Genomic DNA, 21,959 nt, shown 5'->3' with positions numbered 1-21,959 from the left:
AGAGGGGCGTCAAGGGAGACCCCAGAGCTCAGATGTCCCGCAACAACTCGTTGATGCCCACCTTGGAGCGCGTCTTCTCGTCCACCTTCTTGACGATCACCGCACAGTACAGGCTGTACTTGCCATCCTTGGCGGGCAGGTTGCCTGAGACCACCACGGAGCCGGCCGGGATGCGGCCAAAGGTGATCTCATCCTTCTCCCGATCGTAGATGCGGGTGCTCTGACCCAGGTAGACCCCCATGGAGATCACCGAGCCTTCCTCCACGATCACCCCTTCCACCACCTCGGAGCGGGCTCCGATGAAGCAGTTGTCTTCAATGATGGTGGGCGAGGCCTGCAGGGGTTCCAGCACGCCACCGATACCCACACCGCCGGACAGATGCACGTTCTTGCCGATCTGCGCACAGGAGCCCACCGTGGCCCAGGTGTCCACCATGGTGCCGGTGTCCACAAAGGCACCGATGTTTACATAGGAGGGCATCAGGACCACGCCCGGGGCGATGAAGGCACCTCGACGGGCGGTGGCAGGGGGCACCACGCGCACGCCGCCTTCACGTAATTCCCGCGAGTTCACGTCGGCCCATTTGGAATCCACCTTGTCGAAATAATTGGTGAAGCCCCCCTTGATGAACTGGTTGTCGTTGATGCGGAATGACAGCAGCACGGCCTTCTTGAGCCATTCATTCACGACCCATTCGCCATCGCGCTTTTCCGCCACCCGGGCCGTGCCCCGATCCAGCATGTCGATGGTTTCCATCACCGCATCCCGCAGGCGGGTCTCGGCATTGCGTGGGGTGATTTCCGAACGTCGTTCAAAGGCGTCTTCAATCAGGGTCTGAATGTCGCTCATGGGAGTTCCTCTGGGGGGCAAAACGGTTGATGTGTGAATTTTAAAGGGTGATTATCACTGCTGTCATTGCGCCTGGGTCGGATTCATTCACTCCAGGTAACGGCGAATGCGGTGGGCAGCGGCGATGCAGTCTTCCAACGGCGCTACCAGCGCCATGCGAACCCGCCCTTGGCCTGGATTGCCTGTCGCGGTGGAACGCGAGAGGTAACTGCCAGGCAGCACGGTCACGTGTTCACGGGCAAAGAGTTCGCGGGCAAAGGTGTCGTCATCAACGGGGGTGTGCGCCCATAGATAGAAGCCTGCGTCGGGCCGCTGAACCTCCAGCACCCCGTTCAGGATGGGGAGAACCGCATCGAACTTGCGGGTGTAGAGCCTCCGGTTCTCCTGCACGTGGGATTCGTCATTCCAGGCGGCAATGCTGGCGGCCTGGGCTGGAGGTGCCATGGCACAGCCATGGTAGGTGCGGTACTGGTGGAAATGCTCCAGAAGCCGGGCATCCCCCGCGACGAAGCCCGATCTCAGGCCGGGTAGATTGGAGCGTTTGGACAGGCTGTGGAAGACCACCACCCGCTCAAAATCCGTGTAACCGGCTCGTACCGCGGCGCCCAGCATCCCCGGAGGCGGGGCGGTGTCGGTGAAATGGATCTCCGAGTAGCACTCGTCAGCGGCGATGATGAAATCATGGGCGTGGGCCAGGGTGAGCAGTCGCTGCATGAAGGCCTCATCCATGACGGTGCCGCTGGGGTTGCCGGGATTGCAGATATAAAGGAGCTGGCAGTCCTGCCATTGATCCTCGGAGATGGCATCAAGGTTCGGCAGGAACCCCTGATCCGCCTCCAGGTTCATGAAGAACGGCCGGGCCCCCGCCAGCAGGGCTGCGCCTTCATAGATCTGGTAGAAGGGGTTGGGCATCATCACCAGGGGGTTGCTTCGGGTGCGATCCACCACGCATTGGGCCAGCGCGAACAGGGCCTCCCGGGTGCCGTTGACCGGCAGTACCTGACGCTCCGGATCCAGGCTTGCCGATGGCAACTGGAAGCGCCGCACGGCCCAGTTGCGAATGGCCTGGCGCAGTTCCAGTCCGCCGCGGGTCATGGGATAGCGGCCCAGGCCCGCCAGGCTGGCCTGCAATGCCTGCAGGGCGATCTCCGGAGGCGCGTGGGCTGGCTCGCCGATGGAAAGTGGAATGGGACTCAGATGCGCGGGAGGCGTGATACCCTGCTTGAGGGCCGCAAGCTTCTGAAAGGGATAGGGCTGCAGGCGATCCAGATCGGGATTCATGTCTTGGGGGCACGAAAAGGGCGCCATAGTATACGGCAGATGACACCACGATGAAGGGTCAGCCTGCGGCGGCGAAGGCACGGGTTTAGACCGCCAACTCCTTGGGAGGCTGTTCCGCCGAACCGATCTCCAGCGCTTCTGTCAGCCGTGAGGCGATCAGCGCCTGTTGTGCAGGGTCGCTGATGGGGGTGTCATCCAGATTGGAGATATAGAACACGTCATCGGCCTGTTCGCCGGCAGTGGCAATCTTGGCATTGTGGACCTTCACCTGACAGTCGGTGAGGATGATGCCGATACGCGAGAGCAGGCCCGGACGGTCCGCCGTGCTGATGTTCAACACGGTGCGCAAATGATGCGTATGCGGCGCGAATCTCACCTCGGTGGGGACGTCGAAGTGCTTGAGTTGACGGGGGGTGGAGCGACGCACCATGCCGGGGCGGCGGTCAGGCTCCTTCAGGCGTTCCTTGAGCAGACGCCCGATTTCCTGGACCCTGAAAGGGTTGTCGATGGGCTGGCCGATATCTTCCAGTACCAGGAAGGTATCCAGGGTGCGGCCGCTGCTGGTTGTAATGATGCGGGCATCCACGATGTCCAGGCCCAGTTGGGTCAGCGCCGTGCTGGTCAGGGCGAACAGGTGGGGGTGGTCTTCTGTATAGAGGAAGATCTCGGTGCTGCCCCGGGCCGTCTCCTGACGCACCTGGACCAGCGGCAGATCCTCTTCGTCCACCTCATGGATGGCCCGGGTATGCCAGGCAATCTCATCGGCGGAGTGACGCAGGAAATAGTCCACGTCAAAGTCATTCCAGATGGCGAAACAGTGTGCCTCATCCACGCCGCGAGATTTGAGTAGCTCCAGTGCGTGGGTTTGCACCTCGCCTACCAGCTCATCCTGGTCCGGGGGATTGTCCAGCCCGCGACGCAGCATGCGCTGGGTGGAGGCATACAGGTTGGAGAGCAGGGAGTTCTTCCAGGAGTTCCATAACTTGGGGTTGGTGCCCCGAATATCGGCCACGGTGAGCAGATAGAGATAGTTCAGGCGCATGGTATTGCCCACCTGGGAGGCGAATTCCATGACCACGTCCGGATCCGAGATGTCCCGGCGCTGGGCGGTGAGGGACATGAGCAGGTGGGCGCGAACCAGCCAGCCCACCAGGTTGGCATCGTACAGGGCCAGCCCATGACGCAGACAGAATTCCCGTGCCTCTTCTGCGCCCAGTTCCGAGTGGTCACCGCCGCGTCCCTTGGCAATATCATGAAACAGACCGGCCAGGTAAAGCAGTTCTGGCTTGGGGATGCGCCGAAAGATGCGCGAGCACTCGGGGAGTTCGTGATCATGCTCACTGTTGGCGAAGCGCCGCAGGTTGCGGATGACAGCCAGGGTGTGTTCGTCCACGGTGAAGACATGAAACAGATCGTACTGCATGCGTCCCACGATCAGGGCAAAGGTGGGCAGGTAGGCGGCCAGTACCCCGTAGCGGTTCATGCGGCGCAACTGGTGAGTGACGCCATGGGGTTGACGCAGAATCTCCATGAACAGGCTGCGGCAGGCCAGGTCCTGGCGGAACTTGTCATCGATCAGGCCGCGGTGGGCACGGATCTCGCGGATGGTGGACGCGCGGATGCCCTTGAGATCCGGATGCTGCTGAAGCAGCAGGAAGACTTCCAGCAGGGCAGGGGGGTACTGCCGGAACACCCGGGGGTGGGTGATCTCCAGAAAGCCGCGCCTTGCCTGGAAACGCCGGTTGATGGGCACGATGTCATCATCGGTGTCATCCAGCAGGATGGCCTCGCTGAAATGCTGCAAGAGCATTTCATTGAGCCGTTCCAGTTCCATCACGGTGCGGAAGTACTGTTGCATGAACTGTTCAACCGCCAGATTGTGGTCGTGGTCACTAAAGCCCAGGAGGTTGGCCAGGCGGCGCTGATAATCGAACAGCAGTCGATCCTCCTTGCGGCCGCTGAGCATGTGCAGGGCAAAACGCACCCGCCACAGAAAGGCTTGGCCATCCATCAGGTCGTGGTATTCGGCCTGGGTGAGAAAGCCGTGGGCCACCAGTTCCGCCAGGGCGCTGGAGCCGAAGTGGCGTTGGGTGACCCAGCCGATCATCTGGATATCGCGCAGCCCCCCGGGGCTTTCCTTGAGGTTGGGCTCCAGGCGATAAGCAGTCTCGCCAAAGCGCTGATGACGGGCCTCCTGTTCATCCAGCTTGGCGGCAAAAAAGGCCCGGCTGTTCCACATGCGCTCCGGGCTGATGCGTGATTCCAGCTCCGAGAACAGGGTGTCCGGGCCGGTCAGGGCACGGGATTCCAGCAGGTTGGTGGCCACGGTGATATCGGCGGCGGCTTCACGGCTGCAGTCCTCCAGGCTACGCACGCTATGCCCCAGTTCCAGGCCAATATCCCAAAGAAACGTCACGAAGGCGCCCAGGCGTTCCTCGGTGGCCGGGGAGATCTCATTCTCATACAGGATCACGATATCCACATCCGATCCCGGATGCAGGTCGCCCCGTCCATACCCCCCCACGGCGGCCAGGCCCAGCGTCTTTTCCCGGTGCAGGTCCATGGCCTCCCAGGCGGTGATCAGTAATCGATCCATGGTGGCGGCCCGGGCCTGCACCAGGTCGGTCACGGCGCAGCCTTCGGCGAAGGCGGTCTCCAGCGCCTGGCGTACGTGGTTGAGCGTATCCACATAGGTTTGCCGGTGCGGCGGGGAATGGGCACGCAACCGTTGCTCTTGCGCCTCCCAGTCCAGGCGCTGTTGAATGGATTCCGGCAGGGGCCTCAAGGTGGGCATGGGCTGGCTCTCAGCTGATGCGCTCGTCCTTGCGCAGGGTCAGGATCTCGTGGCCTTCCTCGGTCACCAGGATGGTGTGTTCCCACTGGGCCGACAGGCTGTGGTCCTTGGTGACCACTGTCCAGCCGTCGGCCAGAAGTCTTGTGTGACGTTTGCCGACATTCACCATGGGCTCGATGGTGAAGGTCATGCCCGGTTGCAGTTCCATGCCTTCGCCGGGCGAACCGAAGTGCAGCACCTGGGGATCCTCGTGGAATTCCCGGCCGATGCCGTGACCACAGTATTCGCGCACCACGCTGCACCGTTCAGCCTCGGCGTAGGTTTGCACAGCATGGCCGATGTCACCCAGGCGGGCGCCGGGACGCACCATCCGGATGCCTCGCCACAGGGCCTCATGGGCGATATCCACCACGCGCTGTGCCTTCACCGAGGGTTTGCCAATGATGAACATGCGGCTGGTGTCGCCATGGTAGCCGTCGTGGATCACGGTGATGTCAATGTTCAGGATGTCCCCATCCTTCAGGCGACGTTCCCCGGGAATGCCGTGGCACACCTGGTGGTTCAGTGAGGTACAGATGGAGCGGGGAAAGCCCCGGTAGTTCAATGGCGCAGGTATTGCCCTCTGTACGTTGACAATGTGGTGATGGCAGAGTTCGTCCAGCTCGCCGGTGGTGATCCCGGCCTGCACATGGGGCGTGATCATCTCCAGAACTTCGGCGGCCATACGGCCGGCCACGCGCATTTTTTCGATCTCTTCCGGGGTCTTGATGGATACGGGCATCAGGTGGGGTCCATGGCGGGTTGTGACGCGCTATGCGTTTGTTGTGAAAGACCGTTTATGGTATAAAGCGCCCGCGCTCCATGCAAACCAGACCGCCGGGAGCGTCCACTCTATCGAATCCACACATACGCCGTCACTCATGGCTGGGTGCCCTTTTCGGGTTGCCATGCGGGGCGTATGGAGGCTCAACCCTCAGGAGAATCATTATGCCTAACGTGACCATGCGTCAGATGCTCGAAGCGGGCGTTCATTTCGGACACCAGACCCGCTACTGGAACCCGAAGATGGATCAGTACATCTTCGGTCACCGCAACAAGATCCACATCATCAACCTCGAGAAGACGGTCCCGTGCTTCAACGACGCGATGAACTACCTGGGCAAGATGGCCGCCAACGGTGGCAACATCATGTTCGTGGGGACCAAGCGTTCCGCCCGTGATCTGGTGGCTGAGCACGCTAAGCGCTGCAAGATGCCCTATGTGAACCATCGCTGGCTGGGGGGCATGCTGACCAACTTCAAGACCGTGCGCCAATCCATCCGTCGCCTCAAGGATCTGGAGGCCATGCAGGAAGACGGTAGCCTCAGGGTTCTGAACAAGAAGGAAGCCCTGATGCGCACCCGCGAGATGGAAAAACTCGACCGCAGCCTGGGCGGCATCAAGGATATGCCCGGCCTGCCCGATGCCCTGTTCGTGATCGACGTGGGTTACGAACGCATTGCCATCAGCGAAGCCCGCAAGCTGGGTATTCCGGTGGTGGCCGTGGTGGATAGCAACAACTCCCCTGATGGCGTTGATTACGTGATTCCCGGCAATGATGACGCCATGCGTGCCATCCAGCTGTACGTCAGCGCTGCTGCGGATGCCATCAATGACGCCTTGAATGTGGCCCGTGCCGGTGCCGGCGAAGAGTTCGCCGAGGAGAAGGGCGAGGCGCCCGCCCCGGCCGCTGAACCCACGCCAGCCCCCGAAGCCGGCCAGGCTGAGGCCAGGTAACTCTTCCCGGGCTCTGCCGATGCCCATCGGGTATCGGCGGGGCGCTGCAAACGAATTCTCAGGAGTATCCCCATGCAGATTACCGCATCCATGGTCAAAGAACTGCGCGAGACCACCGGCGCAGGCATGATGGAGTGCAAGAAGGCCCTGACAGCCGCCAATGGCGACATGGACGCCGCCATCGAGCAGATGCGCAAGTCCGGTGCCGCCAAGGCCGTCAAGAAGGCTGATCGTGTCGCTGCCGAAGGGCAGGTGATGGTGGCCAACTCGGACGATCATCGTCGTGCCGCTATCGTCGAAGTCAACTGCGAAACCGACTTCGTGGCCAAGGACGAGAACTTCAAGGCATTTGTTGCCCAGGTGGCCGAACAGGCATTGGCACAGCAGCCCGCCGACGTGGACGCCCTGATGGCGTTGTCCGGCCCCGAAGGCAGCCTCGAGGAGACTCGCGCAGCCCTGGTGGCCAAGATTGGCGAGAATGTCCAGGTGCGCCGCTTCGAACGCTTCGCCAGTGAAGATGGTGAGCTGGCCCATTATCTCCATGGCACCCGCATTGGTGTCGTGGTGGAAATGATCGGCGGCAATCAGGATCTGGCTCGCGACGTGGCCATGCATATCGCCGCCAGCCACCCCGTGTGCGTGGACGAGAGTCAGGTTCCTCAGGACCTGCTCCAGAAGGAAGAGGCCGTTTTCCGCGCCCAGGCTGAGGAAAGCGGTAAGCCGGCTGAAATCATTGACAAGATGATTACCGGGCGTATCAAGAAATATCTGAGCGAAGTCACCTTGCTGGGTCAGCCCTTCGTCAAGGATCCTGACCAGACGGTGGGCCAGATGCTCAAGACCGCCGGTGCCCAGGTAAGACAGTTCGCTCGTTTTGAAGTGGGCGAAGGGATTGAGAAGAAGACGGAGAACTTCGCTGAAGAGGTCATGGCCCAAGCGAAGGGCTCCTGATATTGTTTTAAAGAAAACACTGCCCCAAAACCCGGGGCCCATGGCCCCGGGGACCGACAATCCAGCCATCAAGGTTACCCATGACTGACGACACCCGCCCTGCCTATAAGCGAATCCTGCTGAAGCTGAGTGGCGAGGCCCTGATGGGAGATCTGGAATACGGGATCTGTCCTAATGTGTTGGGGCGGGTGGCTCGCGAGGTGGCTGAACTGAGCCGACTCGGCGTCGAGGTGGCCATCGTGATCGGCGGAGGTAATATCTTCCGGGGGGCTGGAATGGCCCAGGCCGGTATGGATCGGGTCAGCGCCGATCACATGGGCATGCTGGCCACCGTGATGAACGGCCTGGCCATGCAGGATGCCCTGGAGCGGGTCGGCAAGTTCTGTCGGGTCATGTCTGCGCTCAAGATCAATCAGGTCTGCGAGGACTACATCCGTCGCCGTGCGGTGCGTCATCTGGAAAAGGGTCGCATCGTCGTATTTGCCGCCGGTACCGGCAATCCCTTTTTTACCACTGATACTGCCGCCAGCCTGCGTGCCATCGAGATGAACTGCGATGTCATGATCAAGGCCACCAAGGTGGACGGTGTTTACGATTCCGACCCCATGCACAATCCCGATGCCAAGCGTTATGAGCGGTTGACCTTCGACGAGGTCCTGACCGCGCGTCTGGGGGTCATGGATGCCACAGCCATTGTCATGTGTCGGGATAACGATATGCCCCTTCGGGTGATCAACATATTCAAGGAGGGGGAACTCATGCGGCTCGTCATGGGCGAGCGCGTGGGTACCCTGGTCGAGAGAGGTTGAGTGACATGCTTGATGCCATAAAAGATGATGCCGCCACCCGCATGGGCAAGAGTATCGATTCCCTGCGGCTGGAAATGGCCAAGATCCGCACGGGCCGTGCCCACACCAGCCTGCTGGACCATGTACAGGTGGAGTACTACGGTAGCAATGTACCCATCAATCAGGTGGCCAACGTCAACGTGGAGGATGCGCGTACCCTGACCGTGACGCCCTGGGAACGGGATATGGTGAGCAAGGTGGAAAAGGCCATCATGAATTCGGATCTGGGCCTGAACCCTTCGTCCGTCGGCACCGTGATCCGCGTGCCCATGCCGGCCCTCACCGAGGAACGGCGCAAGGAACTGGTCAAGGTGGTGCGCCATGAGGCGGAAAACGCCCGGGTGGCGATCCGCAATATCCGGCGGGATGCCAACAGCGAGCTCAAGTCGCTGCTCAAGGATAAGTCCATCACTGAGGATGATGATCGCCAGGGTCAGGAAATTGTACAGAAGCTGACCGATCAGTACATTGCCGAAGTGGACAAGGTGCTGGCCCAGAAAGAAAAAGAACTCATGGCCGTCTGATTCTCGCGGATGGACTCGATAACGCAGTGACACCATTTCCCGTGAATGCGACGGGCACGCCGCGCCATGTGGCCATCATCATGGATGGTAATGGCCGGTGGGCCCGCTCGCGCATGCTTCCCCGAACCGAAGGTCATCGTCAGGGCGTGAATTCCGCCCGCATGGCGGTGCGCTACTGTGTCGAACAGGGTGTTCGTGTTCTGACCCTTTTCGCCTTCAGCAGCGAGAACTGGCGTCGCCCCCGTCAGGAGGTGGGCACGTTGATGGATCTGTTTGTTGGGTCTATCGGCCGCGAGGTGCCAGAACTGGTGGAGAAAGGCATCCGCCTGCGTTTCATTGGCGAGCGCGCCGCCTTTTCCTCAAAGCTCCAGAAAAGAATGGCCGATGCCGAGGAGCGCACCCGTGAAAACAAGCGGATGGAGCTGGTGGTGGCGGTCAGCTACGGGGGCCGTTGGGACATCGCCCATGCCGCGGCCGCAGTGGCCGAGCAGGTGCGTTGTGGTGAACTGGATCCTGAGCACATTACCCCCGAGGTGATGGAGGCGCACTTGTCCACTGCGGGCCTGCCCGAGCCGGATCTATTTGTGCGTACCGGTGGCGAGCAGCGCATCAGTAATTTCCTCTTGTGGCAACTGGCTTACACCGAGTTGTTCTTTACTGACGTGCTGTGGCCGGATTTCAAGGAAGAGGAGCTGGGCCGGGCGTTTGAATATTATGCCGGGCGTCAACGGCGCTTTGGGCATATCCAGGAACAGATCGCGGGACGGGAGTAGGGGATGCTTAAGCAGCGGGTGATCACCGGCATATTCCTGGCGGCAGCCGTGGTGGCGACCGTCCTGTTGCTGCCCAGTGGTGTGTTTGCGGTGGCCATGTTGGCAGTCACGTTGCTTGGGGCCTGGGAATGGAGTCGCCTGTGCGGGCTGGATGAAGCGCCGGTTCGGGCCGCCTATGTGGGGTCCCTGGCGATATTGGGAGGGGTGACCTGGTGGCTCGTCTTTGTTCAGGCGCACTTGTGGCCCGTGGCGGTTGGTGTGGTGTGGTGGGCTTGCGTGCTGGGCGTGCTTGCCCTGTACACGCCGGGGCAAGGAGAGCGTGAGGCACTGCGCCGTTACGGGCTGGGATTGGCGGGGGCGCTGACCTTGATCCCGGCCTGGATCGCACTGGTCTGGTTTCATCAATCCCAGCCGTTGTGGGTGTTGTACCTGGTGTTGCTCACCGCCACCGCCGACACGGCAGCCTACTTCACCGGAAAACGGTTCGGTCGGGTGAAACTGGCGCCCTCCATCAGCCCGGGCAAGACCCGAGAGGGGCTGCTCGGGGCCGTTGCGGCCATCATACCCTTCGGGCTGCTGGGTGCCTGGGGGTTCGGGGTGACGCCGGGATGGTGGTTTTATTTCGTGGCCCTGTGTGTGATCACCGCATTGATTTCGGTGGCCGGTGATCTGTTCGAGAGCCTGGTCAAGCGGGAGGCCGGGGCCAAGGACAGCGGCACCCTTCTTCCCGGACATGGTGGGGTCATGGATCGCATCGATAGCCTGACCGCCGCCGCGCCGGTCTTCCTGATCGGTCTCCTGTGGGCCGGAATTATGGCAAGATAGCCCACGGCAAGGGGTCGGGGTTTCTTGATGCCTCCGATCCGGTATCCTGCACGCGCCGGCGATGTCCGTCAGCGTCAACATGACTGTATGAGTACCGGGAGTCTTTCCATGGCTGCTTCCCCCAAGGGCGTAACGGTTCTCGGCGCCACCGGAACCATCGGCGTCAACACCCTGGACGTGATGGCACGTCATCCTCAGCTTTACCGGGCCGTGGCGCTCACTGCCAACGGTAACGTGGACCGCCTGGTGGAACAGTGCCGTGTTCATCGGCCTGCCTACGCCGTGGTGGCCGATCCCGCTCAGGAAGGGATGCTGGTCGCCGGATTGAAGGCCGCCGGGCTGGAGACAGAGGCGATGTCAGGCCCCGAAGCTTTGGCACACGTGGCCTCATTGCCCGAGACCGATTACGTGATGGCAGCCATTGTCGGCGGCGCTGGCCTGCTGCCTTCCCTGGCCGCAGCGCGGGCCGGCAAACGGGTGTTGCTGGCCAACAAGGAAGCCCTGGTCATGTCCGGGCGAATCTTCATGGATCAGATCCGTCAAAGTGGCGCCGAACTCCTGCCCATCGACAGCGAACATAATGCCATCTTTCAGTGCATGCCCGGCGATTTCGATCGGGGCCTGAACCGGGTGGGTGTTGAACGCATCCTGCTGACCGCCTCTGGCGGCCCCTTTCGTGCCTATGCCGCCTCGGATCTGGAGGCGGTGACCCCGGAGCAGGCCTGTGCGCATCCCAACTGGGTGATGGGGCGAAAGATTTCAGTGGACTCCGCCTCCATGATGAACAAGGGACTGGAGCTGATCGAGGCGTGCTGGCTGTTCGATACCACGCCGGACAAGGTGGAGGTGGTGCTGCATCCCCAGAGCGTAATTCACTCCATGGTTTCCTACTCCGACGGTTCGGTACTGGCCCAGTTGGGCAATCCCGACATGCGCACCCCTATCGCACATGCCCTGGCCTGGCCAGAACGTATTGCCTCAGGCGTGGAGCCACTGGATATCGTGCAGGTAGCCCGGCTGGACTTCGAGCGTCCCGATATGGATCGCTTCCCGTGTCTGCGTCTGGCCTACGAATCCTTTGAGGCGGGTGGGACGGCCACTGCGATTCTCAACGCCGCCAATGAAGTGGCTGTCGAGGCCTTCCTGGATGCACGTATCCGCTTTACCGATATTCCGCGGGTGATATCCCACTGCCTGGAGACCATGGAGCTGGGGGCGGCCGATACACTGGAAGAGGTTCTGGCAGCCGATGAGGCGGCCCGCGCAGTGGCCTATGCAAGTATCACGGCCGGCGGGCTTGATCGGCGGGTCACGGCTTGATGACCTTTCTGATCAGCGTTCTGGCCTTTGTCGTGGCCATTGGTTTGCTGGTTACCGTGCATGAGTTCGGTCACTACTGGGTGGCACGTCGCTGTGGCGTGAAGGTGCTGCGTTTTTCGGTGGGCTTCGGGCGACCGCTTTGGCGTCGCGTAGCCGGTCGAGACCGCACCGAATATGTGATTGCCGCCATCCCACTGGGTGGGTACGTAAAGATGCTGGACGAGCGCGAGGAACCGGTTGCCGATAAGGATTTACCTCGTGCCTTCAACCGCCAGAGCGTCTGGCGCCGCATGGCGATCGTGATTGCCGGTCCCACTGCCAATTTCCTCTTCGCCATCGCTGCCTTCACGCTGATGTTCATCGTCGGTGTCACAGGAGTGAAGCCGCTGGTGGGCGAGGTGATGCCCGGGTCCTTGGCCGATCAGGCGGGCTTCGAACGCCAGGATGAGGTGCTGCGAGTGGAAGATCAGTCCACGCCGACCTGGGAACTCGTGGCGCTCAATCTGCTCGAAAAGGGGCTGGATGCCCGGGAGGTGGAGGTGCTCGTGCGCACCGCCGGTGGGCGGGAGGTGTGGAGAACACTGGACCTGACCGATCGGCGCCAGTTGCTGGCTGACGGTGCCCTCCTGGATAAATTGGGGATCGAGGCCTGGCGGCCCTGGTCCGAACCGGTCTTTGGCGAGGTGTTGGCCGACGGGCCGGCCGCCCGTGCCGGCGTGCAAACGGGAGACCGTATCCTGAGTGTGGATGGGGCAGCCCTCTCCAGTTGGGCCGCCTGGGTCGATCATGTCCGCGCGCGTCCGGGTGAGACGCTGGAAGTACGTGTGGAGAGGGACGGTTCACCTGTCACACTGACCCTGCAGACCGAAGTTCACGAGGAAGAAGGGGAGCGTATCGGCCGAATCGGCGCCTGGCCTCATGTGGATAACGAGGCCGCCGAGGCCATGCAGCGCCAGGTGCGTTACAGTCCGTTCCAGGCCATCGCCCTGGGGGTGGAACGCACCTGGGATATGTCGGTACTGACTCTGCGCGTGATGTGGCGTCTGATCACCGGAGAGGCGGCGGCCAGTAACATTGCTGGCCCCGTGAGCATTGCTGAGTATGCCGGTGTGAGCGCCGTTATTGGTTTGTCGGCATTTCTGAGCTTTCTGGCCATTGTCAGTTTGAGTCTGGGCATTATTAATCTGCTGCCCGTGCCCATCCTGGATGGGGGGCATCTGCTGTACTACGTGGTGGAGATCATCAAAGGCAGTCCGGTCTCACAGACCGCCGAAGCCATCGGCCAGCGCATTGGCCTGGTGATGATCGCCATGCTCATGACGCTGGCCTTTTACAACGATTTCATGCGAATCCTGGGTTGAATCTGAATGTTCCTTGAGGTGCGACGTCTGATCGCCGGTACGGGCCTGGCCATTGCCTTGTCGAGTACACCGACCATCCTGCATGCCAGTAATGATGCCTTTGTCATTGAAGACATCGAGGTGGAGGGCCTGCAGCGCATCGCTGCCGGTACCGTCTTCAGCTATCTGCCGGTGGGGGTGGGTGACACCTTCGACGAGGCCCAGAGTGCCGATGTCATTCGTGCCCTTTACCGTACCGGCTTCTTTTCGGATGTCTCCCTGCTGCGGCGTGATGGGGTGTTGGTGGTGACAGTCGAGGAGCGGCCAGCCATCAACGAGATTCGCATCAGTGGTAACCGGGACATCAAGACCGAACAGTTGATGGACGCCCTGCAGCAGGTGGGAATGGCCCGCGGCCGTGTCTTCAATCGCAGCGTGCTTGAGCGGATGGAGAACGAACTGCTTCAGCAGTATTTCGCACGGGGCAAATACAACGTCCAGGTGGACGTGGATGTGGATGAACTGCCCCGTAATCGCGTGGATGTCGTGATTGATATTGCCGAGGGCCGGGTGGCTCGCATCCAGCAAATCAACCTGGTGGGTAACGAGACCTATTCCGACCAGGAACTGACCGGTCGCTTCGAATCCGGAGCCCCCCCCTGGTACAACCCCTTCAGCCGTCGCGATCACTATTCACGCCAGCGCCTCTCCGGGGACCTGGAGGCCTTGCGTTCCCGTTATCTGGATTCGGGTTTTGTGAATTTCAATATCGATTCCACCCAGGTCACGCTGACCCCGGATCGCAAGGATATCTACGTCACCATCAATATTGATGAGGGTGAGCAGTACGCCATCAGTGAGGTCAGTCTGGCGGGTGATCTGGTCGTGGGGGAGGAGGCACTGCGCGCGTTGCTGGAGGTTGAGTCCGGCGACACCTTTTCGCGCAGCCGCATTACCCGCAGTGCCAATGCCATCAGCGATCGGCTGGGAGACGAGGGCTATGCGTTCGCCAACGTGAACCCCATTCCCGAACTGGATGAAGACAACCGCACTGTAGCGCTGACCTTCTTTGTGGATCCTGGGCAGCGGGTTTACGTGCGACGTATCAATTTCAGTGGCAACACCCGCACCCGCGATGAAGTCTTCCGCCGCGAGATGCGACAGATGGAGGGTGGGTGGTATTCCGCGTCCAATGTGGACCGTTCCCAGGTGCGTTTACAGCGTCTCTCCTACGTGGAGGAAGTGAATGTGGAAACACGCCGTGTCCCCGGTACCGAGGACCAGGTGGACCTGGATATTTCCGTGCGTGAACGTCTGTCGGGTAACTTCATGATTGGTGCAGGTTATTCCCAGAGTCAGGGGGTTCTTTTCAACACCAGCGTCTCGCAGGAAAACTTCTTCGGCACGGGCAATCGCGTATCGCTGGCGGTGAACAACAGTCAGGTCAGTACGCTCTACAGCCTGTCCTACACCAACCCCTATTACACCATTGATGGTGTAAGCCGTGGCTTTAATGTGTTTTATCGGGAGACCGATGCATTCCGGGCGGATATCTCCCGTTACTCGTCCAACCGACTGGGAGCCAACCTCACCTACGGTATTCCGCTGACCGAGTACGATACGTTCCGTATCACGCCCGGATTCGAGAGTATCGAGATCCTGACCTCGGACAATACGCCCGACGAGATCTTCGAGTACCTGGACACCGAGGGAGATCAGTTTGATCTGTACACCTTGACGGCCAGTCTCAGTCACGACACCCGCAATCGTACAGTATTCGCCGAGAAGGGGAATTTGCAGCGGGGGACGCTGGAGTTCTCCGTGCCTGGCAGCGATCTGGAGTACTACAAGATCGACTATCGCAACGAACTGTTCACGCCGGTGCGGGAAAAGATCACTTTCAAGCTTTCCGGGGAAGTGGCCTATGGAGAGGCCTATGGGGATACCGGGGATCTGCCGTTCTTCGAGAAGTATTTCGCGGGCGGTACGCGCTCCGTGCGCGGTTACCGGGATCTTAGCTTGGGTCCCCGCGATAGCCGTCATGACCCCTTTGGCGGTAATTTCCGTGTGCTGGGTGGGGCCGAGTTGATCTTTCCGCCGCCCTTCATGGAAGAGGCCGCCAATGTGCGCATGAGCCTGTTCCTGGACGCCGGTCAGGTCTACCCCAGTTACGAGGACTTTGAGGCCGATGAGATCCGCGCCTCGGTCGGGGTGGGCATGACCTGGTTGTCGCCGGTGGGCGCGTTGACTTTCAGTCTGGCCGAGGCTTTAAATGACGAACCCGGTGACAAGCTCCAGTCCTTCCAATTCAATATTGGCGCTTCCTTCTGAGATACGGGGAGTCACTGTACGGGCGTCCCCATTGCCGCGGAGAACACGTTTGAAGAGCCATATCTCGCAAGTTGTCGCCGGACTGCTACTGGTCCTGATGGGGATGCTGCCTGGGAGCGTGCTGGCGGCGGACTCCGTCGCCTTCGTGAACATCAATCGAGTCATGGAGCAATCCCCCCAGGCGGAGGCCTCGCTGAGTGCCCTGGAGGAGGAATTTGCGCCTCGGGACGCCGAACTGGTGGCCGAACGCGACGCGCTGCGCCGGTTGCAGCAGCGTCTTGAGCGTGACACCGATATCATGGGTTCCGAGGAGCGCCTGGATCTGGAGCGAGAATTCCGCACCCGGTCCCGGGAGTTCAAGCGTGCCCAGGACATGTTCCAGGAAGATCTGAACGTCCGGCGCAATGATGAGTTGGCACGTCTGCAGCGATTGGTACATAACGTGATCCTGGAGATTGCCCGAGAGCAGGGGGTGGATCTCGTGGTCACCGAACGCACGGTTCTGTTTGCCAGCGATCGTATCGATATCACCGATGGGGTGCTGGAAGAATTGCGCCGGCAGCATCAGGCTGGCGGCTGAGGGGGATGACGGATACGGTCATCACACTGGCGGACCTGGCCGAGTTTCTGCAGGTTGAATTGCATGGGGGCGACTCGCGGTCGTCCATTGAATCACTGGCGCCTCTGGATCGGGCTGGTCCCCGTCAATTGGCCTTCATGGCGCATGATCGTTATCGGGACTCACTGATTGAAACCCAGGCCGGGGCAGTGATCCTGTCTCCGGCGCACTTGCCCCATTGCCCGGTGCCGGCGCTGGTCTGTGAACATCCCCACGTGGCGTATGCTCAGGCTGCACGACGGATTCACCCGGATCCTGTGGCCATCCCCGGCATTCACCCAAGCGCCTGTATCAGCGATCGGGCCGAGGTGCACCCAACGGCTCAGGTGGGACCGCAGTGCGTTGTGGAGGCGGATTGTCAAATCGGTCCGGGTGTGATCATGGGGCCCGGGTGTTTTCTCCAGGCGGGATGCCAGGTGGGAGAGGATTCTCGCCTGGTGGCGCGTGTCACCCTGGGCCCCCGGGTGCGGCTTGGGCGGCGCGCTCTTGTCCAGCCGGGGGCTGTCATCGGCGGGGATGGTTTTGGTTTTGCCCGCCAGGGTGAAGCCTGGTTGAGAGTGCCGCAGGTGGGTAGCGTGTGTATTGGCGATGACGTGGAAGTGGGTGCCAATACCACCATTGATCGAGGTGCCCTGGATGACACGATCATTGAGGATGGGGTGAAACTGGATAACCTCATACAGGTGGCGCACAACGTTCATATCGGTGCCCATACTGCCGTGGCTGGTTGTGTGGGCATAGCGGGTAGTGCCCGCATTGGTCGCCGCTGCGGTATCGGTGGCGGTGCGGGTATACTGGGGCACCTGGAGATCGCGGATGATGTCACCGTGACTGCCATGACGCTGGTAACCCATTCCATCCGCGAACCGGGGGTCTATTCTTCCGGGGTTCCCCAGGCACCGGCGCGGGAATGGAACCGCAGCCTGGCCCATCTGCGCCGACTGGGGGAACTCTTTCGCAGGGTGAGAGGGCTGGAGCAGGAAGGCAATCCAGGGGCCAGGCAGCGTCGTTGAGGTCTTTCGCCGCCGCGACGACGGTTTTTCTCGGATAAGAACAGGATAATAAAGTGGATCAAATGACCATACATGAGGTGCTGCGTTATCTGCCGCACCGTTTTCCTTTCCTGATGGTGGACCGGGTGCTGGATTACCAGCCCGGGGAGTACATGAACGCCATCAAGAATGTCTCCTTTAATGAGCCCTATTTTCAGGGCCATTTCCCCATTCGACCCGTGATGCCCGGGGTACTCATTCTCGAAGCCCTGGCACAGACGACGGGTTTGCTTGCCTTCAAGACGCAGGAAGAGCGGGGCGAGTCCGGAGACAAACAACAGTTGTACCTGTTTGTGGGCATCGATGAAGCCCGGTTTCGCCGTCAGGTGGAGCCCGGAGATCAGTTGCATCTGCACGTAAAACATGTGCGCACCGTGCGTGGCATCTGGCGCTTTGAGGCGGAGGCCAAGGTGGATGGCAAGGTGGTGGCCACTGCTGTGCTGATGTGTGCGGGCAAGGATGTAGAAGCATGATTGATCCCCGTGCCGTAGTGGATCCCGGCGCGCGGATAGGCGAAGGCGTCAGCATCGGGGCCTTCTCCGTCATTGGCCCCGATGTGAAGGTTGGTCGAGGCACCTGGATCGGCCCTCATGTAGTGATCAGCGGTGACACCACCTTGGGTGAGGACTGCCAGGTATACCAGTTCGCCTCCCTGGGAGAGGCCCCGCAGGACATTGGCTATCGTGGCGAATCCACCCGTTTGGAGGTGGGGGATCGCAACATTATTCGCGAATTTACAACCCTGAGTCGCGGGACGCCCAAAGGTGGGGGCTGCACCCGGGTGGGGTCGGACAATCTCATCATGGCTTACGTGCACATCGCTCATGATTGCGATGTCGGTAATCATGTGGTGTTCTCCAACGCCGCGTCGTTGGCAGGCCACTGCCATGTGGGAGACCGGGCGATTCTGGGGGGGTTCACCCTGGTGCACCAATTCTGCCGGGTGGGTACCCAGGCCTTCACCAGTATGGGCGCTGCCTTGAACCGGGATTTGCCACCGTATTGCCTGGCCACGGGTAACTACGCACGTGCGGTGGGCATCAACAAGGTGGGGCTGAAGCGGCGCGGCGTCCCGGCTGAGACAGTGCGTGCCCTGCACCAAGCCTTCAAGCTGCTGCTGAGAGGCCGTGACCGCACCCAGGGTCTGAAAGCCGTGGAACCGCTGGCGCGCATCCATCCCGAGGTGGCCGAGTTCGTCGATTTTATCCAGAACAGCCAGCGTGGCATCATCCGCTCAGGTCGTCGCAGCGAGAACTGAGTCACGATGTCGGTATAGACCCCGTTACCCGGGCCCATCCGATCCAGTGTTCTTGTCCTTGAGGCGCACATCCAGGATGCGCACACTTTGAACCGCCTCCACCTGATTGGGGGCGATCAGGCGCTCGGCGAGGGTCTTGACGTCAGAGAGTTTGACCTTGCTCAGGTTGACGTCCAATTCCACGGTGACTTCCACTTTCACGGTTGTTACCTCCTCGCTTCAGCCATGCTTTAGAGCGTGGCCGAGTGGGTTGGATCCAGCATGGCCTGCAGGCTCGATGGATCGGCAATCCCCGGCAGCTTGATGCTGCTGCCATCGCGATCAATGATGCCGACTTTGCCGTAGTCCAGGAGTCGGCCAAGTCGGCCCCGAGCCACCCCGGCGGCCTTGATGTTCTCCAGGTCCACGATGTGCTTTCTGCGCAGTAGCGTGCCGGTGACCGTAATCAATCGTCGGTCGGTGACGGACACCTCCGTATTGAGAAAAATGGCCAGAGCCCGTGCCATCACGCCCGGCACGATCACCACATACACCACTGCGGCGATCACTTCACCTCCCAGGCCAAACGGCCCCAGCAACAGCAGGATGCAGAGGGTGAGGAGCTGGATGGGTGGCAAGAAGATGGCCCAGTGGGTGTCAGCGCGAAACAGGATGTCCTCGTCAGGTTCCAGCAGGTCCTCGGTAACCTCCTCCCGACTCAGCGAGAAGGAGACCAGGGCGGCTACCATGGCGGCGGGCAATAGCAGGGTGCCGGCTACCAGGAGGGTCGTGCCGAGTGGCGTGCCAAAAAAATTTAACCCTGAGAATACATTGATGGCGGCTGCCACCAGCACGCCAGCGGAGGTGAAATTCAGGCGGCGTTTCCACCGTCGGCTGTTGGGCAGGGACTGGCAAGGGCGCGACGGCCACCAGCGGACCAGCATGACGATCAGCGTGACGGGGAACAGGACGATGAAAAGGGTCAGCGAGAACAGCGCTGCTCGTCCCAGAAAGACCAACGAGCCCATGAGGCTGAGCAGGGTGGACCAGAACAGGATGTGGGGAAGCCAGCGGCTCCAGAAACTCCTTTTTTTGGGCTTGTCGTTCAAGGCCGGACTCCAGTATTCATCGTCAGCGTGATTCCCTCAATGGGGATTTCCCCCCATTTTGCCTGAGGTGCCACCGGATTGTCCCTGTAACAGGGCAACGCGAAGGCTGCGAATGGGTGCCTGGGCTGTACCAGAGCATCCCGTACTGGTTGATTGGCCAACGGGCCACTGGGAACTCAGGAGTTCTGCATCCGGCTGTCAGGGTCATTCTCGGGTTCAGCGGGTTCGTGACCGCCACGAAGTTCCTTCACCCGATCCACACCTTTGCGCCGCTGCGCATAGATGACCTCCAGTTTGGCGGTGATGTTGTCACGTTCCTCGCCCTCGGGGGTCTTGGGCAATTTCTCGCGCAGATCCCGCTCCTTGTGCTTGAGCTTCTTGAGCACCTTGCGGATGGACTCAATCTCCTTTTGCTGCGAGGCTCGGTCTGTATCCAGAAACCTGCTCAGCTTAGCGAGCAGTTTTTTGGTCGCCATGGGTATGATCCGGTTGGGTTGAGTCAGGTTCAGCACGGGCCATCCGCTCGATATCGTTCTCGTCCAGAGCCAGTGTCCCCTCTGCCGCCTGCTCGGCCAGCGTGCTGCCAGTCTGGAGCAGGGCTTGCGCCGCCTCCAGGAGATTTTCGCAGATCTCCGAGGTGTACTTCTCATCGTTTAGCATGGATGTGGCGATAGCGGGAGACAACAGCCGGCTGCGGACCATCCGGTTGATATCCGAGGTGAATCGGCGACCGGATTTCTCCACGGATAGCCTAAGCGCATCCAGTGACAGGCTTGTGACAGTGTCCGGATCCTGAAGCCTTAATTGCCGAATCTCCCGCAATACACGGGCGATGCGCAGGCGGAGGCTGTCATAACTCTCCCGCACGGTGGCATGGGAGGACATGCCGTAGCGGGAGAGGTTCTTGTGGAGATGCTTGGTGGCCTTCACCGCCTCGACGATATCCCGGCTGGCCTGTTGCAGGGCATCGACCTGTTGGATGGCATACTTGGACATCTCACGCCCCTGGATCTCGCTGGAGAAGGCGATAATCTCATTGTGCAGGCTTTTCACCTTGTGTTCGTAGAGATCATCCAGATCCAGCGAGATGATCCGGTGGGTTTTCTTCACCGCCTCTGACAGGGAGTCTTCCGAAGCGATGACCGATCGGCGCAGGCTCACTCCATGGGCGATCAGATCATGGGTATTGTCATACAAATGGCCCACCTCCTTGCGCAGGGCATTAAGGGCACTGGCGGGCGTCTCCAGGGCGCCCGGGTACAGGTAAAGGGGCTGAGCCCGTGACTTGGGCGTGAACTGGACGTAACGCAGCAGAAACCATTCAAGCTGCTTGATGAAAGGGGCCAGCAGAATCACGCCAAGCAGATTGAACAGCGTATGAAACAGGGCCAGCTTGAGCAGCAGGTCATCCTCAATGCCCATCACTTCGCTCAGCTGTTCCACCACCCAGCCCATCTGTTCAATCAGGGTGATGGCTACTAAGGCCGTCATGATGTTGAAAACCACATGGGCCAACGCCAGGCGCTTGCCGCCCAGGTTGGCGGTCATGCCGCCCATGGCGGTGGTGACGGCGCTGCCCAGATTGGCACCAATGGCCAGGGCAAGAGCGGCATCATAGGTGATCTGGCCGGCGGCGAGGGCCGCGATGATCAAAAGCAAGGTGGCATGGCTGGACTGCATGACCACCGTGATGGCCATGCCGATCCCGGTAAACAGCAGCACACCCCCAAGGCCGGGCACTTCGTAGGCCGAGAACTCAAAGGCCTGCTGGAACGCCTCGAAGCCTTCTTTCATGTAATGGATGCCCAGGAATAAAAAGCCTACGCCCATGGCCAGGTATCCCAGACCTTTCACCTGCTTGGATCGCTGCAGCAGCATGACCACACCGAATACCAGGGCGGGCATGGCATAAGCGGCGATATCCACCCGAAGCCCCAGGCCGGCAATGAGCCAGGCCCCCGTGGTGGTGCCCAGGTTGGCCCCCATGATGATGCCGATCCCCGCAGCCAGGGTGATCATCTCGGCGCTGACAAAGGAAATGCTGATCAGTGATACCAGTGTGCTGGATTGCATCAGCGTGGTGGAGCCGATGCCAAAGACGATGCTCTTCCAGAGCCGATTGGTGGAACGACGCAATACGCGTTCCAGAGCCCCGCCTGTGAAGACCTTGAATCCCTTCTCAAGGGAGATCATCCCGAACAGGAACAGGGCCACGCCAGCGGCGATCTCCTTGAAGTGCGGACTGACCCAGAAGCCATAGCCCAGAATGATGAACACCACCGGGAGCCAGTAGCGGCGAGGGTCCAGCAGGCTGATGTTCATCTTCGTG

At 60.7% G+C, this 21,959-nt stretch carries 21 protein-coding genes; 13 read left to right on the top strand and 8 right to left on the bottom strand.

Annotated elements, in window-relative coordinates; all coding sequences use genetic code 11:
* Nucleotides 1–28 precede the first annotated feature (28 nt).
* From dapD to map, 4 genes are all read right to left on the bottom strand, one after another.
* Nucleotides 29–850, bottom strand: coding sequence for a 2,3,4,5-tetrahydropyridine-2,6-dicarboxylate N-succinyltransferase (gene dapD, locus LPW29_RS03795; protein WP_238626941.1), 822 nt, complete (start codon nt 848–850; stop codon nt 29–31).
* Nucleotides 851–937: 87 nt separating this feature from the next.
* Complete coding sequence (dapC, locus tag LPW29_RS03790; RefSeq protein WP_090252691.1) at nt 938–2,131, bottom strand: succinyldiaminopimelate transaminase; 1,194 nt, start codon at nt 2,129–2,131, stop codon at nt 938–940.
* An 85-nt stretch (nt 2,132–2,216) separates the two neighbouring features.
* A complete protein-coding gene (gene glnD, locus LPW29_RS03785) occupies nt 2,217–4,925 on the bottom strand; it encodes a [protein-PII] uridylyltransferase (protein ID WP_238626940.1) in 2,709 nt (902 codons plus the stop codon).
* A gap of 10 nt (nt 4,926–4,935) precedes the next feature.
* Nucleotides 4,936–5,706 carry a type I methionyl aminopeptidase gene (map, locus tag LPW29_RS03780; protein WP_090252693.1) on the bottom strand — a complete coding sequence of 257 codons (771 nt, stop codon included), beginning with the start codon at nt 5,704–5,706 and terminating at the stop codon, nt 4,936–4,938.
* A 206-nt stretch (nt 5,707–5,912) separates the two neighbouring features.
* Here map and rpsB point away from each other — a divergent pair, with 206 nt between their 5' ends.
* The 13 genes from rpsB to lpxA all read left to right on the top strand — a co-directional run bounded on the left by rpsB (nt 5,913) and on the right by lpxA (nt 18,542).
* Nucleotides 5,913–6,701, top strand: a complete 789-nt coding sequence (gene rpsB / locus LPW29_RS03775; protein ID WP_238626939.1) for a 30S ribosomal protein S2 — start codon at nt 5,913–5,915, stop codon at nt 6,699–6,701.
* Between the two features lie 72 nt (nt 6,702–6,773).
* Nucleotides 6,774–7,652, top strand: coding sequence for a translation elongation factor Ts (gene tsf / locus LPW29_RS03770; protein WP_238626938.1), 879 nt, complete (start codon nt 6,774–6,776; stop codon nt 7,650–7,652).
* Between the two features lie 80 nt (nt 7,653–7,732).
* Nucleotides 7,733–8,461, top strand: a complete 729-nt coding sequence (gene pyrH, locus LPW29_RS03765; protein ID WP_090252699.1) for a UMP kinase — start codon at nt 7,733–7,735, stop codon at nt 8,459–8,461.
* A gap of 5 nt (nt 8,462–8,466) precedes the next feature.
* Nucleotides 8,467–9,024, top strand: coding sequence for a ribosome recycling factor (frr, locus tag LPW29_RS03760; RefSeq protein ID WP_238626937.1), 558 nt, complete (start codon nt 8,467–8,469; stop codon nt 9,022–9,024).
* Nucleotides 9,025–9,050: 26 nt separating this feature from the next.
* On the top strand, nt 9,051–9,797 hold the full coding sequence (uppS, locus tag LPW29_RS03755) for a polyprenyl diphosphate synthase (RefSeq protein WP_338018673.1): 747 nt from the start codon (nt 9,051–9,053) through the stop codon (nt 9,795–9,797).
* A gap of 3 nt (nt 9,798–9,800) precedes the next feature.
* A complete protein-coding gene (locus tag LPW29_RS03750) occupies nt 9,801–10,622 on the top strand; it encodes a phosphatidate cytidylyltransferase (protein ID WP_238626936.1) in 822 nt (273 codons plus the stop codon).
* 108 nt (nt 10,623–10,730) lie between these two features.
* A complete protein-coding gene (gene ispC / locus LPW29_RS03745; RefSeq protein ID WP_238626935.1) occupies nt 10,731–11,942 on the top strand; it encodes a 1-deoxy-D-xylulose-5-phosphate reductoisomerase in 1,212 nt (403 codons plus the stop codon).
* Nucleotides 11,942–13,303, top strand: coding sequence for an RIP metalloprotease RseP (gene rseP / locus LPW29_RS03740; RefSeq protein WP_238626934.1), 1,362 nt, complete (start codon nt 11,942–11,944; stop codon nt 13,301–13,303). The genes ispC and rseP overlap by 1 nt, the downstream gene beginning before the upstream one ends.
* Nucleotides 13,304–13,309: 6 nt before the next feature.
* The gene (gene bamA, locus LPW29_RS03735; protein ID WP_238626933.1) at nt 13,310–15,613 is read left to right on the top strand and encodes an outer membrane protein assembly factor BamA; all 2,304 of its coding nucleotides are present in this window, start codon (nt 13,310–13,312) and stop codon (nt 15,611–15,613) included.
* A gap of 97 nt (nt 15,614–15,710) precedes the next feature.
* Nucleotides 15,711–16,193: an OmpH family outer membrane protein gene (locus tag LPW29_RS03730; RefSeq protein WP_238626975.1), complete on the top strand. Its 483-nt coding sequence runs from the start codon at nt 15,711–15,713 to the stop codon at nt 16,191–16,193.
* 5 nt (nt 16,194–16,198) lie between these two features.
* Entirely contained in the window at nt 16,199–17,245 is a 1,047-nt protein-coding gene (gene lpxD, locus LPW29_RS03725) for a UDP-3-O-(3-hydroxymyristoyl)glucosamine N-acyltransferase (RefSeq protein ID WP_238626932.1), read from the top strand.
* 62 nt (nt 17,246–17,307) lie between these two features.
* Nucleotides 17,308–17,757 (top strand): 3-hydroxyacyl-ACP dehydratase FabZ, encoded by a 450-nt coding sequence (fabZ, locus tag LPW29_RS03720; RefSeq protein WP_238626974.1) that lies wholly within the window; start codon nt 17,308–17,310, stop codon nt 17,755–17,757.
* Nucleotides 17,754–18,542: an acyl-ACP--UDP-N-acetylglucosamine O-acyltransferase gene (gene lpxA, locus LPW29_RS03715; RefSeq protein WP_238626931.1), complete on the top strand. Its 789-nt coding sequence runs from the start codon at nt 17,754–17,756 to the stop codon at nt 18,540–18,542. Before fabZ ends, lpxA begins: the two co-directional genes overlap by 4 nt.
* 24 nt (nt 18,543–18,566) lie before the next feature.
* Here lpxA and LPW29_RS03710 read toward each other — a convergent pair whose 3' ends face one another.
* The 4 genes from LPW29_RS03710 to LPW29_RS03695 form a co-directional block, all read right to left on the bottom strand.
* On the bottom strand, nt 18,567–18,743 hold the full coding sequence (locus tag LPW29_RS03710; protein ID WP_238626930.1) for a hypothetical protein: 177 nt from the start codon (nt 18,741–18,743) through the stop codon (nt 18,567–18,569).
* Nucleotides 18,744–18,772: 29 nt separating this feature from the next.
* Nucleotides 18,773–19,630 carry a PH domain-containing protein gene (locus LPW29_RS03705; protein WP_238626929.1) on the bottom strand — a complete coding sequence of 286 codons (858 nt, stop codon included), beginning with the start codon at nt 19,628–19,630 and terminating at the stop codon, nt 18,773–18,775.
* Between the two features lie 176 nt (nt 19,631–19,806).
* Nucleotides 19,807–20,106: a hypothetical protein gene (locus LPW29_RS03700; RefSeq protein WP_238626928.1), complete on the bottom strand. Its 300-nt coding sequence runs from the start codon at nt 20,104–20,106 to the stop codon at nt 19,807–19,809.
* On the bottom strand, nt 20,081–21,952 hold the full coding sequence (locus LPW29_RS03695) for a Na/Pi cotransporter family protein (protein ID WP_238626927.1): 1,872 nt from the start codon (nt 21,950–21,952) through the stop codon (nt 20,081–20,083). Before LPW29_RS03695 ends, LPW29_RS03700 begins: the two co-directional genes overlap by 26 nt.
* Nucleotides 21,953–21,959: the final 7 nt, after the last annotated feature.

The sequence above is a fragment of the Ectothiorhodospira sp. 9100 genome, assembly GCF_022227565.1.
Taxonomy (GTDB): Bacteria; Pseudomonadota; Gammaproteobacteria; order Ectothiorhodospirales; family Ectothiorhodospiraceae; genus Ectothiorhodospira; species Ectothiorhodospira marina.
This window is presented reverse-complemented; position numbering and strand designations above follow the sequence as displayed.

What these genes read in the sequence shown, in the direction of transcription:
- LPW29_RS03750 (WP_238626936.1), top strand. Translation starts at nt 9,801, where the DNA reads ATGCTTAAGCAGCGGGTGATCACCGGCATATTCCTGGCGGCAGCCGTG.
- ispC (WP_238626935.1), top strand. Translation starts at nt 10,731, where the DNA reads ATGGCTGCTTCCCCCAAGGGCGTAACGGTTCTCGGCGCCACCGGAACC.
- lpxD (WP_238626932.1), top strand. Translation starts at nt 16,199, where the DNA reads ATGACGGATACGGTCATCACACTGGCGGACCTGGCCGAGTTTCTGCAG.
- LPW29_RS03730 (WP_238626975.1), top strand. Translation starts at nt 15,711, where the DNA reads ATGGGGATGCTGCCTGGGAGCGTGCTGGCGGCGGACTCCGTCGCCTTC.
- frr (WP_238626937.1), top strand. Translation starts at nt 8,467, where the DNA reads ATGCTTGATGCCATAAAAGATGATGCCGCCACCCGCATGGGCAAGAGT.
- lpxA (WP_238626931.1), top strand. Translation starts at nt 17,754, where the DNA reads ATGATTGATCCCCGTGCCGTAGTGGATCCCGGCGCGCGGATAGGCGAA.
- dapD (WP_238626941.1), bottom strand. Translation starts at nt 850, where the DNA reads ATGAGCGACATTCAGACCCTGATTGAAGACGCCTTTGAACGACGTTCG.
- fabZ (WP_238626974.1), top strand. Translation starts at nt 17,308, where the DNA reads ATGACCATACATGAGGTGCTGCGTTATCTGCCGCACCGTTTTCCTTTC.
- pyrH (WP_090252699.1), top strand. Translation starts at nt 7,733, where the DNA reads ATGACTGACGACACCCGCCCTGCCTATAAGCGAATCCTGCTGAAGCTG.
- rpsB (WP_238626939.1), top strand. Translation starts at nt 5,913, where the DNA reads ATGCCTAACGTGACCATGCGTCAGATGCTCGAAGCGGGCGTTCATTTC.
- dapC (WP_090252691.1), bottom strand. Translation starts at nt 2,131, where the DNA reads ATGAATCCCGATCTGGATCGCCTGCAGCCCTATCCCTTTCAGAAGCTT.
- bamA (WP_238626933.1), top strand. Translation starts at nt 13,310, where the DNA reads ATGTTCCTTGAGGTGCGACGTCTGATCGCCGGTACGGGCCTGGCCATT.
- rseP (WP_238626934.1), top strand. Translation starts at nt 11,942, where the DNA reads ATGACCTTTCTGATCAGCGTTCTGGCCTTTGTCGTGGCCATTGGTTTG.
- LPW29_RS03700 (WP_238626928.1), bottom strand. Translation starts at nt 20,106, where the DNA reads ATGGCGACCAAAAAACTGCTCGCTAAGCTGAGCAGGTTTCTGGATACA.
- LPW29_RS03695 (WP_238626927.1), bottom strand. Translation starts at nt 21,952, where the DNA reads ATGAACATCAGCCTGCTGGACCCTCGCCGCTACTGGCTCCCGGTGGTG.
- map (WP_090252693.1), bottom strand. Translation starts at nt 5,706, where the DNA reads ATGCCCGTATCCATCAAGACCCCGGAAGAGATCGAAAAAATGCGCGTG.
- glnD (WP_238626940.1), bottom strand. Translation starts at nt 4,925, where the DNA reads ATGCCCACCTTGAGGCCCCTGCCGGAATCCATTCAACAGCGCCTGGAC.
- tsf (WP_238626938.1), top strand. Translation starts at nt 6,774, where the DNA reads ATGCAGATTACCGCATCCATGGTCAAAGAACTGCGCGAGACCACCGGC.